13 protein-coding genes and 1 riboswitch are annotated in these 14,299 nt (G+C 38.3%); of the genes, 8 read left to right on the plus strand and 5 right to left on the minus strand.

Annotated features, from left to right (window positions below; all coding sequences use genetic code 11):
* Positions 1–2: 2 nt before the first annotated feature.
* Positions 3–1,619, minus strand: a complete 1,617-nt coding sequence (locus tag ACQ5J2_RS14435; protein ID WP_432671162.1) for an N-6 DNA methylase — start codon at positions 1,617–1,619, stop codon at positions 3–5.
* Positions 1,620–2,147: 528 nt separating this feature from the next.
* Here ACQ5J2_RS14435 and ACQ5J2_RS14440 point away from each other — a divergent pair.
* The 7 genes from ACQ5J2_RS14440 (at position 2,148) to ACQ5J2_RS14470 (ending at position 8,319) form a co-directional block, all read left to right on the plus strand.
* Entirely contained in the window at positions 2,148–2,357 is a 210-nt protein-coding gene (locus ACQ5J2_RS14440; RefSeq protein ID WP_432671163.1) for a hypothetical protein, read from the plus strand.
* Positions 2,358–2,368: 11 nt separating this feature from the next.
* Positions 2,369–2,767 carry a hypothetical protein gene (locus ACQ5J2_RS14445; RefSeq protein WP_432671164.1) on the plus strand — a complete coding sequence of 133 codons (399 nt, stop codon included), beginning with the start codon at positions 2,369–2,371 and terminating at the stop codon, positions 2,765–2,767.
* 10 nt (positions 2,768–2,777) lie between these two features.
* The gene (locus tag ACQ5J2_RS14450) at positions 2,778–2,939 is read left to right on the plus strand and encodes a hypothetical protein (protein WP_432671165.1); all 162 of its coding nucleotides are present in this window, start codon (positions 2,778–2,780) and stop codon (positions 2,937–2,939) included.
* Positions 2,939–3,145 carry a hypothetical protein gene (locus ACQ5J2_RS14455; RefSeq protein WP_432671166.1) on the plus strand — a complete coding sequence of 69 codons (207 nt, stop codon included), beginning with the start codon at positions 2,939–2,941 and terminating at the stop codon, positions 3,143–3,145. The genes ACQ5J2_RS14450 and ACQ5J2_RS14455 overlap by 1 nt, the downstream gene beginning before the upstream one ends.
* Before the next feature lie 651 nt (positions 3,146–3,796).
* Positions 3,797–5,281 carry a PAS domain S-box protein gene (locus ACQ5J2_RS14460; protein WP_432671167.1) on the plus strand — a complete coding sequence of 495 codons (1,485 nt, stop codon included), beginning with the start codon at positions 3,797–3,799 and terminating at the stop codon, positions 5,279–5,281.
* 340 nt (positions 5,282–5,621) lie between these two features.
* Positions 5,622–7,280: a transcriptional regulator gene (locus tag ACQ5J2_RS14465; RefSeq protein WP_432671168.1), complete on the plus strand. Its 1,659-nt coding sequence runs from the start codon at positions 5,622–5,624 to the stop codon at positions 7,278–7,280.
* 169 nt (positions 7,281–7,449) lie between these two features.
* Positions 7,450–8,319 carry a T9SS type A sorting domain-containing protein gene (locus ACQ5J2_RS14470; RefSeq protein ID WP_432671169.1) on the plus strand — a complete coding sequence of 290 codons (870 nt, stop codon included), beginning with the start codon at positions 7,450–7,452 and terminating at the stop codon, positions 8,317–8,319.
* Positions 8,320–8,616: 297 nt separating this feature from the next.
* On the opposite strand, the gene tenA is transcribed toward ACQ5J2_RS14470, so the two are convergent.
* The 4 genes from tenA to thiM are packed head-to-tail and all read right to left on the minus strand — an operon-like array spanning position 8,617 to position 11,512.
* Positions 8,617–9,264: a thiaminase II gene (gene tenA, locus ACQ5J2_RS14475; protein WP_432671170.1), complete on the minus strand. Its 648-nt coding sequence runs from the start codon at positions 9,262–9,264 to the stop codon at positions 8,617–8,619.
* Complete coding sequence (gene thiD / locus ACQ5J2_RS14480; protein ID WP_432671171.1) at positions 9,248–10,084, minus strand: bifunctional hydroxymethylpyrimidine kinase/phosphomethylpyrimidine kinase; 837 nt, start codon at positions 10,082–10,084, stop codon at positions 9,248–9,250. The genes tenA and thiD overlap by 17 nt, the downstream gene beginning before the upstream one ends.
* Complete coding sequence (gene thiE, locus ACQ5J2_RS14485; protein WP_432671172.1) at positions 10,081–10,716, minus strand: thiamine phosphate synthase; 636 nt, start codon at positions 10,714–10,716, stop codon at positions 10,081–10,083. Before thiE ends, thiD begins: the two co-directional genes overlap by 4 nt.
* The gene (gene thiM, locus ACQ5J2_RS14490; RefSeq protein ID WP_432671173.1) at positions 10,706–11,512 is read right to left on the minus strand and encodes a hydroxyethylthiazole kinase; all 807 of its coding nucleotides are present in this window, start codon (positions 11,510–11,512) and stop codon (positions 10,706–10,708) included. The genes thiE and thiM overlap by 11 nt, the downstream gene beginning before the upstream one ends.
* Positions 11,513–11,584: 72 nt before the next feature.
* A riboswitch (TPP riboswitch) is annotated at positions 11,585–11,677 on the minus strand.
* A gap of 949 nt (positions 11,678–12,626) precedes the next feature.
* Between thiM and ACQ5J2_RS14495 the strand changes: the two genes are divergently transcribed.
* Positions 12,627–14,183 carry a hypothetical protein gene (locus tag ACQ5J2_RS14495; RefSeq protein ID WP_432671174.1) on the plus strand — a complete coding sequence of 519 codons (1,557 nt, stop codon included), beginning with the start codon at positions 12,627–12,629 and terminating at the stop codon, positions 14,181–14,183.
* Positions 14,184–14,299 lie beyond the last annotated feature (116 nt).

Below are 14,299 nucleotides of genomic sequence, written 5' to 3' on the forward strand. Positions count from 1 at the left end.
AATTAAAATCTATTAAAATTATCAATAATTCTATTTTGCAATTCATTTCCTTTAGCAAACTGCTCTTGCAAAGTAGTTTGTAAAGCTGCCATTTTATCTTCAAACAAAATACCATCGTCTGCTACTTCTTCAGTACCTACATAAATACCTGGTGTTAGTTTGTAATCTTGTTTTTGTACTTCTTCTATTGTGGCAGCGTAGCTGTAGCCATCGGTGTTTTCGTAACACCCCCCGCCTTCGGCACCCCTCTCAAGAGGGGAAATATTTCTCCAAGAATGGTAAGTGGCTGCTACTTTGTCAATATCATCATCAGTAAAAATACGCAACTTACGGCTTTCCATAGTTCCCATTTTACTGGTGTCTATGAATAAGATTTCGTTGGTACGTTCTCTGTGTTTGCCGTCTTTTCCATCACGGTTTTTACTCAATATAAAAATACAAGCAGGTATTCCTGTGGTTAAAAACAACTTGTCGGGTAAACGCACAATACAGTCAATCATACTATTGTTTACCATAAATTCACGTACGTTTTTTTCTCCTTTGTTGTTAGAAGTCATCGCTCCATTTGCCATTACAACACTGGCTGTTCCTATGTCGCTCAAATGGCTCCAAAAGGTTTGCATCCACATAAAATTGGCATTCCCATCGGTAGTAAATTCTTCTTTGGGTCCAAATAGTCGTGGGTCGTTTTCAGGTAAGTCTTCTGGGTGCCATTGGCTTACATTAAAAGGAGGATTTACAATGATAAAATCAGCTTCCAAATCAGGAAACTTATCTTGCAATAAAGAATCTCCCAAGCGAACATCAAAAGACAAATCGCGTAAAGCCAAGTTCATTTTACACAAACGCAAGGTACCATCGTAACGCTCTTGTCCGTAAATGGCAATGTTCTTTTTATCACCACCATGGCTTTCTAAGAATTTCAACGATTGCACAAACATTCCACCAGAACCACAAGCGGCATCAAAGATTTTACCTTCATAAGGTTCAATCATTTCCACCAACAAGCGTACAATACTACCAGGAGTAAAGAATTGTCCTGCACCAGAACCTTCGGCAATAGCAAACTTGCCTATATAATATTCATAAACACGACCTAAGACATCGCTTTCTGGGTTTTCTTTCTGAGATAATTTAGGATTTGAAAGTAAGTTAATCAAACCGCCCACTTGTCGAGCTGTTAATTGACTCTTCACAAAAATACGAGGTAAAATTCCTTTTAAGTCTGGTCGGCTTACTGCTAAAGTACTATCTAAAGTATCAAAAGCATCATCCACAATTACTTTGATATTGTCTTGTTCGGCATTAGCTTTTAAGTATTCCCAAGTCGCTTCTTTAGAGATGATGTAAATGTTTTTAGACAAATACTCATCGGCATCTTCCAACACATAATCTATTTCGGCAGCATCTGTGGTAAAATAAGAAGATGTTTTATCGTTTAATAAAGTGGTTAATTCTTCTCTACGTATTTCATAGCGTTCCGACATGTGCTTTAAGAAAATCATCGGCAACACATAATCTTTGTATTGATTTTCAGCTACGGCACCACGCAGTTCGTTAGCCGCTTTCCAAAGTTCTTGTTCAAAATTAATATCGGCTTTTACAGTATTTTTACTCATGTTTTGTTTAATGACTTGTATTGTTCAAACCTACTATTTTTTAATTTAATTACCTACACGTAAAAACACCTGTTTTTTATTGCGTCTAAAGCATATCGTAAAAATAGACAATGCTATACGTTCTCTTTTACGGTTTCCCGTAACGGAATACTTTTTATTGTATAGGTAAACTATAGCTTGTCCAAATACTACATCGATGCTGCTTAATTAGAAGGTATTGAAGCTTATTTGTGTTTGGATTGAAATACCCTAATAATCAACCGTTTGCTCTAGTTTGTTGATCTGATAAAATATTATAATTGAATCCATTTCTACTTTCCAAAATAAATTTCAAAATATATAAATAGGTTACGGAAAACCGTAAAATAGAATCCATTCCTTTTTGTATTCTTACCATTTAAAAAGTAGTGCACCTTAAATGTACTGTACTTTTGTTATGGAATAGAATTAAAGTAGGTTTGATTGTTACTCGGTGGTTGCCTATAACGATTGGGGGTATTAAGGTTGTCGGAATTAAAAACAAAATTCATGAAAAGAATTATCATTGAAATAAGCGATGAACAACATCAAAAGATGATGGATTATCTTGGGAGAAATACCGCACTTAATATCGAACATGAAACCTTTTCAGGGTACGGATTAAATCTTAACTGTGTTGATGGAGGTTTTGCTTCGTGGCTTGAAGTCGAAATGAACGGCAAGTTGGATTTAGGAGAGGTCGATTGGAACATCGAATAAAAGAAGTATTTATGGAACTAGACGAAATAAAATTGCAGGTAAAATCTATTTATGATGGATGGGCGGCTCTTGGTCCGAGTATGGACGACGATACTTATGCGGAAGCCTATGAAGGTGAAGTTAGAGATATACTTATTGCTTATTGTGAAAGCAAGGGGTATGAAGTAGAAGGCTATCCTTTTCAGAAAAGGATTTTAGGGGAAACGGATGAGAACTATGATGAAGATTATTTCTGCTATGGACGCGACTTGAAATATCTGGATGTTTTGGCAGCCACAAAAGAGGATGTATTTGAGTTGATGTATTTTTATGGTGCTACTTTTTGGAACGGGCAAGCGGGTACTGAAGAAGAATATAAAAATTATTTAAATCAATGTATCGAAAAGAACCTTTATGATATTGATTTTTAAAAATTTACCTATGAAAATACCTCAAGAGCCTATCCCCTACACTTATCAAGAATCAAAACGGATTTTTGAAAATAAATTGTCTGCTAAAGAAGGTGCTGAGAATATTCATACAAAATGTGGCATTAAATTTTTACTACAAGTAAAGACTATGTCCATTATTTTAGGTATTTGATGACTGGGACAGGTTCGTGTCGTGCATTGAGCACCTACAGTCAGGAGTATTATTTAGAAATGATTTATAAAGATTATGCGAAAGAGCAACTTGAGAAATCTTTAAAGGCGTTTTATAAGTTGATTGAGAAATTCGAGCAGTCAGATGGTAGTACTAAAAAGTCTATGCGATTGATTTATGAGAAGTTTTGTTTATTGATGTATTAAGAATTAGGACCATAGACAATACAAATATTTAGTTTATTTGGAAGCTTCTCGATACAATTTTTATACATAAAAACTAGCGTTTTTATATTTAAAAATCACTCGAAGTGACGAGGGCGCGGTACAATTTTTATAAATAAAAACTAGCGTTTTTATGTATAAAAATCACTCGAAGTGACGAAAGCCTCGATTACCTTCGCTCCGTTCGGCTAACGGCTCGAGTCTATTTTTATAAATAAAAACTAGCGTTTTTATGTATAAAAATCACTCGAAGTGACGGAATTCGAGACGACTAAATTACGAAATAACAATTTGCAGTTCCCTTCCCGTAGTTGGAGTAACGTAATGTAGCGTTATGCATCAATAATGACTTCAGGCGCAGCGGAACTGAGGGTTGCTAATCAAGAACCACCCATCCAACTGTATTTGTGCCAGTCCCTGAAATAAAAAATGCGCTTTGACCAACCTGTTAAAAATTGTATTACTCTTTCAGACCATACCCAAAATCTAACCCAATCCACATTTTATCTTCTCAAATGTTATACACTATTCCTTAAATTTTATATTTTTAATAAAGTAAAATAAATTATATTTGGTGTGTCCTTTCGTATATACCTTTTCATTTTAAAAGCTCTTCGTTAAGGCACTTGCATTATGAAAAACAGAGAACACAAGCGACTCGCGGAAGTAAAAAAATTTTTACAATTGGATTTCCGCAAATCTACCGACTTCCAAGATATTGTGGAGTTGGCGGCTGCGTTATGTAATAAACCCGTTGCATTAATTACGCTTCTTGATAATCAATTTAATTGGCTAAAAATCAAGCACGGGACGGACATTGATGTGATGCCGAGGGAAACCTCTTTTTGCCAGTTTGGAATTCAGCAAAATGATGTACTTATCATTGAAGATGCATTAAATGATCAACGATTTAATGACAATCCTTTGGTCTACTCGGACCCTAATCTGCGTTTTTATGCAGGGGCCCCTTTGATACTCAAAAATGGGGAGAAAATAGGCACACTCTGTCTTTTTGACCAGCAACCCAATACATTGACAGACATCCAGAAAAAAACGTTGGCGCTGTTTGCAAAGCAGGTAACGACGCTGATGGAATTAGAACTGAGCAGCCTGCAACTTCATCAACAAATGGAGGAGATTGAAGCTAAAAACGAATGTTTGATAAAAATTGCCCAACTGCAGTCCCATCAAATCAGGCAACCGCTGACCACGCTAATGAGCTTAATCAGCGTAATTAAAGAAGGATACCAAGAAGTGGATAAAGAATGGTTGGAATTGTTTGGTACGGCTACCGAGAATTTTGACACCATTATTCATTCGATAGTAGCAGAAACCATGGGTAGTAAAGATTTGCGAACCATTCGCTTCAATAAGATTGTTGACGAGATTGAAGATTACGCGATTTTACTTTTGGATGAAAAAGGAATTATTGAGAAGTGGAATAAAGGTGCTGAAAAAATAAAAGGGTATACCTCCCGAGAAATCCTCGGTAAAAACTTTACTATATTTTATCCGCCCACTACGATTAAAAATCAACGTCCTAAAGCCCTCCTTGCACTAGCGAAGAAAACAGGTGTTGCAAGAGACGAAGGATGGCGGTTACGTAAAGACGGTTCTTCCTTTTGGGGAAGTACTGTGATTACTGCCATTCATAATGAAAAAAACCAAACGATCGGGTTTACAAAAGTTACCCGTGATTTAACTGTCCTAAAAGAAGCCGAAAAGGCACAGCAGCTTTCCGCCGAAATGTACAACCTGATGACAGAATATTCCAGCAAAGTGTCCAGAATTGGAGGCTGGGAACTCGACTTGCTTAGCAATACATTGACGTGGAGTAAAATGACCAAAGAAATTCATGGGGTGGAGCCGCACTACCAACCTGAATTAAAGAGCGGCATCCATTTTTACAAAAAGGGCAAAAGTAGATCCCTTATTACAAAGGTGGTACAACAGGCTATTGAACATGGTACTCCTTGGAGCTTGGACCTCCAAATTATAACACAACAAGGTGAAGAATTGTGGATTCACACTACCGGAAAATCAGATTTTAACGAAGGGACCAGTACGAAAGTGTACGGTATATTCCACGACATCAGCACTACTAAAAAACTGCTTTGAAAACTTCATCAGCACTTGAATTATCATTATTTAGGAAGCCATAAATGTGCCTATTTACAGCTTAAACTTTATTTTTTTTACCGTTGCCCCAATGCTCATTTAAAAAAGTACGTTTTTTTACATCCGCTTCTGAATGCACTATTGAGACGAAAGCGAGCAAAAACCCCTCTTTTGGGTGGGTTTCAAACTACTGTGCAACGTAGTTTAAGCAGGAATTGCATACGAGTTAGAGGAACAATGCCTTTTAATTGGAAAGCGATTTCGCATAAAAGTTTTTTATACAGAATGTACGTATAATTATCTCATGAGAAGGCATTTGTTTTTAAATTTTACAGTATTTTTGAAATCACAATCAAAATTTGACTCTATCAAAACGCTTCTTGCTTTAATAGCCTTGTTTTTATCTAGTACCTATGTTAGCGCAGCCCCAGCTACGAAGACCTACTGTGATTCCCTCATTAAAGTGGGCGTCGAGTTAATGCTAGAGAAAAAACATGTTGCGTCTTTAGAACTGCTTTATGAAGCTCGTGAAATGGCCGCTCGAAATCAATGGCACCTGCAAGACTTCTTGGCTCAAAATAATATCGGAAACAATTTCTACCTGTTACTGGATTATGGGGAGGCACTCCATTATTACTTTGCCAGTTATCAACTGGCCACGACCCACCTACAGGATTCTGAAAAAATGATTGTATTGAACAATATTGCCATATTGTACAGTAAAGAAAAAAAATATGGTAAAGCCAATATGCACTTCACTAAAGCGTATGGTTTAGCTATCAAGTACAACGACAGCTTAAAAATGGGACTGTACAGTATGAATATGGGCATTCTGGCCAACCAACAACAGCAATACACCCATGCCCGTAGTTACTTAAATCGGTCACTTAGATACGCCAAAAACAAAGTAGTGCAGATTCCTGCTACCATTGCGCTCTACAACACACAGCTCTTAAGCGGAAGTACAAAAGAAGCTAGAAATTTTGCCCTGAAACTGCTTCCCACATTGAAAGGGGTCTCCAACGCAGACAACCGCATGGATTTGAACGTTATTATAGCAAAATCCTACCTGAGCGAGGATGATCTGGCGGCTGCGTTGCGGTGGTCGAACGCTTCCTTTAACGAAAATCCCGATTTGGAAAGAAAAACAGAACTCTTTGCGCTACTTTCTGAGATATACTTCAAGCTGCAGTCCTATGCCGTGGCTTTTCAGTACAAAGATTCCTTATTTGCCAGTCAAAATAAACTTCATCTTCTTAAAAATGGTAAACTGTATGAAAGTAATGAAGTAAAATTTCAAGTACAAACCTATAAAGATAAAATCAAAGAAAAGGAGCATAAAATGGCCAGCGACAGAGCCCTTTTCTATTCGATTCTTGTGGGGGTATTTCTCGCAATAATTCTATTGTTGCTGCTTTTTCGAAGTTATTTTATAAAAGTGAAGCAAAAAGCGGTATGGGCAAAACAAGCGCAAGAATTAACAGAATTTACCCTTGAAAAAGAAAAGGCAGAAAAGGCACTGCTGTTAGAAAAGGAAAAGACCACACTTTTAGAACAAGACCGCTTGACTAATGAAATTCAATTAAAAAACCAGCGTATTCTTTCGAGAGCACTCTACCATTCTGGAAGAAATCAATTGCTGCAAGACCTCATCCATTCCTTTACAGCCCTTCCAAATTATAAAAACAACCCTGAGTTAGTGACGCAAGTTCAAGCCCTGGCTTATCACCTTAAAATGGACGACGACTGGGACAATTACGTGCGTCATTTTGATGAAGTCAACCAAGGATTTATCAAAAGATTGATCACCAAACATCCTGATTTAACTACAACCGACATGCGTTACTTGTCGTATGTTTACCTGAATTTAGATACTAAAGAAATTGCTACCCTACTGCACATTACTCCGGTAGCCTGCAGAAAACGAAAAGAGCGCATTGAAAAACGATTGGGCTTAGCGGCAGAAATGACTTTAAATGCCTACTTAGTACAAATTTAATTTGCCCCTTTCTAAAAGCGCTGTTTTTATAATGGTACAAAGCCGCTATTTACTGTACCTGCTGTACTTGTCGCAATTTGTGCTACTGGAGGTCACAATTTGTCACGCTAAAAAACCGCTTTTAACAGCTACTCAAGCTTATATTTGTACGTATAAAATAATTTATCTTATGAAAAAAGCACTACTTATTCTTCTGTTTGTAAATGGCCTAGGACAGGCATTTGCTCAAAGTCCCGTAATTGAGGGGGACACTATGTTATGCCCTTACACCAATGGAACAGCTGCCGTTACTAATGGTACTTATGACACGTATCAATGGTATTCCAAATATTGGTTTACTTCCGATCCCTACCAGCCTATTACTGGAGCTACAGAAGCATCCTTTACCTACGATTGGTATACGTACGACCAATCCTTATTTAAAGTCGTTGTTACTTCGGGAACGCAAACCTTCGAATCGAATAGCATTCAAATTGACAGTTATGCTTGGAGTAGTTTGATTGTAAGTACGGAAATGAACGAATTCGTTAGTACCAATATGAGCAATGGAAATTTTATGCTTTGCCCTGGTGGAAGTTTTAACAGTACTTTAGGCAGTCCCTATACGGCCAATATTCAGTGGTACAAAGACGATGTAGCCATTCCAGGAGCAACTATGCCAACCTACAGCATCAGCGAGCCGGGCACTTACTATGTAGAGGGTGCTCCCGAATTCTGTCCGGATAGTATGAGCCAAGGCATGCCTCTTGTAGTGGAGACAAATGCCGACTGTAATTTGGGAACAAATGACAGTGCTTTGGCAAAAAGTACGCTCATCTATCCCAATCCAGTGGCTAACAGTTTGCACCTAACTTTACCCGCAGGACTTATAATTAGTAGCTACAGCATCATCAACAGCTCAGGGCAATTACTTCAAACAAAAAAAGTTAACTTTACAGACGGCAATACTATAGACGTAAGTGCACTATCAGGTGGATTGTATGTTTTACAGTTAGAAAGCAACACGGGAGTGGCAATTCAAAAATTCAGTAAAAAATAACTACCTGCACTTTACACACAACTAAAAACCCCCTTTATAACTACGAGGGGGTTTGTTTTTTCTTAATGGCTGCTAGGTAGTGCACAAGTCTTAGATAGGGCATCAGCTGGCCGAAAACAGCTTATTCCGCAGTGCTATCCCCATACATAGTCTTTTCAACGTGTACTGCCACAGTCCTAAAAACACTGATGAATACCTTCTCTTTGCACTTAAAGCAGTAACTTTAGTTCTGATTTGTGATTACTTCAAAGCGTGTGCCTCAATCGTACTAAAATAACGAGTTGAAGGCAACAACACTTACCACCGCTTTAACTGATACGCACTATTCCAAAATTCAAATTCAAGCCTACTAGCGGTAATAAAAGCTTCTGTCATTAACGTTTGTTCCCGTTCGGAACCATCTGCAGCCAACCGGTCTGCTATTGCAATCGCTGAGGTCGCCAGCTCTTCAAACGCCACACCCGAATAAGTATCAATCCATTTTTGGTACCCGTTCGCAGCCTTATTTTGGTGTTTAAAAATATAAGTACCCACTTCTTTATAAATCCAAAAACACGGTACTATTGCAGCTACCGCTACAGGAATACTTGCCAATGCTGTGGTGCTTTTTAAGAAATGTACATAGTGATGGCAAGTAGGTTCGATAATTCCTCTACTCGTAACCTTAAAATCTTTAAAATACGATTCATGTAAAGCCTTTTCTACAACTAGTGCCCCTTCTGCAAACTTCATAAAAATAAGAGCATCGTCAATATCATTTATCCTACTGGCAATGCTAGATAAACTTCTTCCAAAATGCTCTAAGTAAAAAGAATCCTGTGCCATGTAAAATTGAAATTTTTCCAACTCCAATGTACCCTCCATCAGTTCTGTAATAAAAGGCATTTCTACTATTGATTTATAAATAGGCTCTATTTGTTCCCATGCGTTAGTACTCCAATTCATTTTTTAATAATTTTTGCGGGTTATAAAAGTGATTTAAAGGTCCGTTTCCTTTTCCGATTGCTACATCCATGCCTTGGTAAATGGCTTCTTGTACGTAATTTTGCCCTTGTGCAACCGCCGTTTCTAAAGACTGACCTTGCGCTAAATAACTGGCAATGGCAGAAGATAAGGTACAACCAGAACCATGTGTATTATTCGTATCGTATTTCTCAAAATGATACTCTTTTACGCTACCGTCTTCCAAAAATAATAAGGAAGTAAGGGTTGGTGTTTTTAAGTGACCACCCTTTAAAAGAATGTTTTTTGCACCTAATTTATGTATTAACGCTCCCGCTTTATACATATCCTCAACAGACGCAATAGCTATACCGCTTAAAATGGCGGCTTCATCTAAATTTGGTGTAATAATATCCGACAGGGGAAAAAGCTGTTCTATAATTGTTTTGATGGTTTCCTCTGTTATTAATGCATCGCCACTCGTCGCCACCATAACAGGGTCAAACACAACCGGACATTTTTTGTAAGAGGCTAATGTAGCGGCAATGGTCGTCACTAAAGCGCTGTTGTGAACCATACCAATCTTAATTGCATCAGGAAATATATCTGATAATATACAATTCAGTTGATTTTGAACGACAAGTTCTGGGATGGGATAAATGGATTGAACCCCCAACGTATTTTGAATAGGTAATGCTGTTAAAACGGATGTAGCGTAACAACCCAGTGCTGAAAAGGTTTTGATGTCCGCTTGAATTCCTGCACCGCCGCTGCCGTCAAAACCGGCAATAGTTAAAGCATGTGAATAGTGGTATTTTTTCATAAAGCACGCTGTATCATTTGTTTGATTTCATAAGCAACTTGTTGTGGATTCTTTGCTTGACAAATGAATGAAGAAATCGCAATGCAGTCGGCACCCGCTTTTATCACCTCGTATACATTTGCCGTATTCATATTACCTATTGCAATTAAGGGCTTATCAGTACTCTTTCTGATTTTTTCAAGGCCGTCCAATCCCCATTCAATGATTGTATCTGTTTTAGTATTCGTTTTATAGACTGGACTTACCCCAAAACAGTCGGATAGTTGCGCAGAAATACTATCCATTTGCTGGATATCCTCAATAGAATAACCTATTGACTGACAAGCAGCCCATTGTTTACGAATTTCAAGAGGGGCGATATCATTCGCACCAACATGAATTCCATAGGCACCCACCGACAGGGCTACTTCTAAATTGTCGTTAATAATAAGAGGGATGGAATGTTTAGTTAAAACGTCTTGTAGTCGCAAAGCTTTTTGCTTAAAGTTATCCGTACTGCAATTTTTTTCTCGTAATTGAACCAAATCAACACCTCCCAGTATGGCTTGTTCTGCTACTTTACAAAAATCTTCGTTCAAACAAGCTTCCTCTGATAGGATCAGATAGAGCTGAAAGGGAAAATTATTTTTCATAAAGAGTAGTAAGATTTATACGGTTTTTAAATTCGTCTTCAGTAAGGGTGTATAATGTATCAAGGAGAATTGTTTGTAAACTTCCTGGTCCTTTAGCCTGTTCAGCTGCTATTTCACCCGCAATACTCATTAATGCCGTGGCAGAAATTACCGCCTGCTGTTGATCCTCAATACAACCTAAAAAAGCTCCTATAAGAGCGGTTGCTGTACAACCTAACCCAGTCACTTTTGTCATTAGAGCGTTTCCGTTGTCCACCTGAACATAGTGGTCTTTACTTACAATAATATCCTGAGCTCCCGAAATACAAATGATGGATCCGAACTTTTGATTTAATACTACTGCAGCAGTTAGGGCTTCATTACTTTGTTCCGTGCTGTCTACCCCTTTGGTTGCCGATTTATTAGTATGAGCCAATGCCATTATTTCAGAAGCATTCCCACGTATAACGGTGGGTCGTAATGCTACTAATTGACTCAAAACGGTATCTCTGTAGGCAGAAGCACCCGCACCTACGGGATCTACTACAAAGGGTTTATGTAAAGCATTTGCTTTAGAAGCAGCTTGCAACATTGCCTGCACCCATGAAGCCTCTAGAGTTCCAATATTGATGACTAATGAATCACAAATTCCTACCATGTCCTCCACCTCTTCTGGGGCGTGCGCCATTATAGGGGAAGCACCGATAGCTAATAATGCATTGGCCGTAGTATTCATAACTACATAATTGGTAATGTTGTGAACCAAAGGTGATTTTTTTCGTACGGAAAGGATGTTTTCCCAAAGTAAATGGACCATAATTTTTTAAATTAAATATAATTATGGCTACTAGGTTCACTCAAAAAAGTGAAATAAATATAAAGAAGAAAAATAATAATTCTAACTTTTCCCTACGCCAGTATAAACTGGATCAGGTTCAAAGGGACTATCTCAATTCTTTTCAGAATACCCCTAAAGCCATTACAAAACTACTGTTTTTTATTTTAGGAAAAAAACAAACCATAAAAAATACCCCCTAAATGTAATTTACGTACCTGACCTAATTCAGCATGTCTCCTTTAATAAGGACTAAAGAGGTAAACCTTTATTTGTAAAAGAAGTGCAATTAAAAACGTATCGAGAACCCCCACTGTCGTCAGTTCAACTGGTTTTGCGTACTGCAATGGAATAAAATGGTATTGAGAACGGTACTGCAACTATTTAGTTTAGCGGAAGGCTTCCCGATTAGCTTCGCTCCGTTCGGCTAACGACTCGTGTCAATTTTTAAATAAAAAAAACTGGCGTTTTTATATTTTAAAAATCACTCGAAGGGCCGGAATGCGAGAAGTTTAGTTAGAAGCTTCTCGATATTATTTTTACAAATAAAAACTAGCGTTTTTATTTGTAAAAATCACTCGAAGTGACGAAAGCCTCGATTAGCTTTGCTCAATTCGGCTAACGCCTCGGGTCAGTTTTCAAATATGAAAACTAGCGTTTTTATATTTTAAAATCACTCGAAGTGACGTAAAAATCACTCGAAGTGACGGAGAGCACAATACTATTTTTAGCAATAAAAAATAGCGATTTCATTTCTAGGAATCACTCGAAGGGACGGAATGTGAGAAGATTAGTTTCTTGCAAGACAACTTGTGCGGTTGCTATAAAATAGCACCTTGCTGGAGTCGTATGGACGCTCATTCATTATAAGATTTAAAAAATCTAAAAATCAAGTTTTGTTTTTGGGTTGTTGAGTGGGTAAAATAGCCAGGTGTTTCACTTTTTTATCCGGATTTGGAATAGTTTATCCTCTTTGGGTTAAGGAAATTTACGTTAGAAATAGCATACGAATCAGTGCTCCTGAAGTTGCTGGACTCGTGGAGTATTTCACAACAGACATTCCTATTTCTAGTTATTCATTTTAAAATTTTATACTATGAAACAATTACTTTCAGAAAAGTCGCCCGTAATAAAGCGGACTTTTGCCACCGACAAGTTTATTGACCAGTTAAAAGACAAAAAAGAAGTCGTGCACATTTGGTGTAGTGTGGTGCCTACACAATCTCTCGTTTTGGTGGTTGTCCACGTGAACGATGCCGCAAAGTGCAAAAAACTTCGGAAGTTAGCATCCGTGCAACAGCTGTTGGAAGCGAACGAAGCCGTGTTTGTATTTTTGGATACTACCGCCCTTGCGGCACATGAAAACGAGGGAACCCTTTTTTTAAGTGTGCACTGCACAAAGGAAAAGTGGGTGTATGGTGCGGATGATTTTTCCTTTAGCTGGTATACCGAATCTCAACAACACGAAGTGTATCGGCAACGGAATGCCAGTGTTACGGGCTTTATTAACGGATTAATTAGACCCTCTCAAACCCATTTTCCAGTGGGCGGCGGGTATTTCTACGGTAAAGCTGTTGGTTATCACATAGGCGTGCTGGAGCAGTTGGCCATAGGTACCGCCTTCCCTACTCTTTCTTTGCGGAAAAGAGTGTTGCAACTGAATATCGTTCTGCCCTTTACCAAACGTTTTTTCTTGCGGGATAAGGACCGCTTTTTCTTGTTGGACCGCATGTATGCGAACTATGAAGAGGAGGACTATTTTCTGGAAGATTGGTGGGACGCCACGGTGGAATTGCTTTCGCAACTGCAGGATGCGGTGGAATTGGTTTTGAATCACCTGAAGGCCTTGCAAGAGCGAAAGCTTTTACCCCCTTTGGCTTTGCCTGAGTATAGTGCTAACGAGCCTGAACTAAAGCAACTTGTTTCGGTTTTGGCTCAAGACCTCAACGTTGAAGAAGTATATGTGTACCACACGAGGGAATTTTTAGTAGCAGGACCCATCAAGCGGCATTATTTTTTGATTGTGTTTGCTACACCCGAATCTAAGTTGACCGGAAAAGAGGTACGGTTACTTATGGAAACGCAACTACCTGATGCAACGTTTGAATGCAGCTTTATGGTTGTTTCAAAAATAGCTGCTCAGCGTTTGTTATATTTTAGTCAATCGTTTTTTAAAGATAAAATAACGGATTCCAATTGCATTTATAAAAAAGACCCCTATGCGCCAGATTTTCATTGGGAAAGATCAATAGACGATATGCAAGATGACCTTGGTAGTTATTATGGTTCTATGGAAGATGCCCTTGCAGAACTGGTGTTGTTTTTTGCGGAAAACAGTACTTTGCCTGATGCACATATTATACTGCCAAAAACAACTTTGCGTAACGTGTTGCTTTTGATGTTTCAGGCGTATGCTTATAAAGAGCTTTTTTATTTAGATCCCTATTGTGATGATGTCGAATTGTTTTTAGGTTTGGCGGTGTTTCATAGTATAGAAATTACGGGCATCTGGAACCGTTTTACTAGCGAGGTGCTGGACTTATTGCCGTTTTTTGAATCGGAGTCGGATGTATTTGTAGATGTGGAAACGGCTGGATTGATTCAAGAGTTTTATAAGGAACTGCATGGTGTTATTGGGGGTGCTTATGATTAGGTGCTTATAACTCGTTATTACTTTCGGGTATTGAACCCTAGCAGGGTGTGGAACCCTTCGAGGGTGTGGAAGTAATCGCTGCACTTTAACAAACATTTAGTAGTAAGTGTTTGTTG

This window comes from Flavobacterium sp. SM2513 (assembly GCF_050908145.1).
GTDB lineage: Bacteria > Bacteroidota > Bacteroidia > Flavobacteriales > Flavobacteriaceae > Flavobacterium.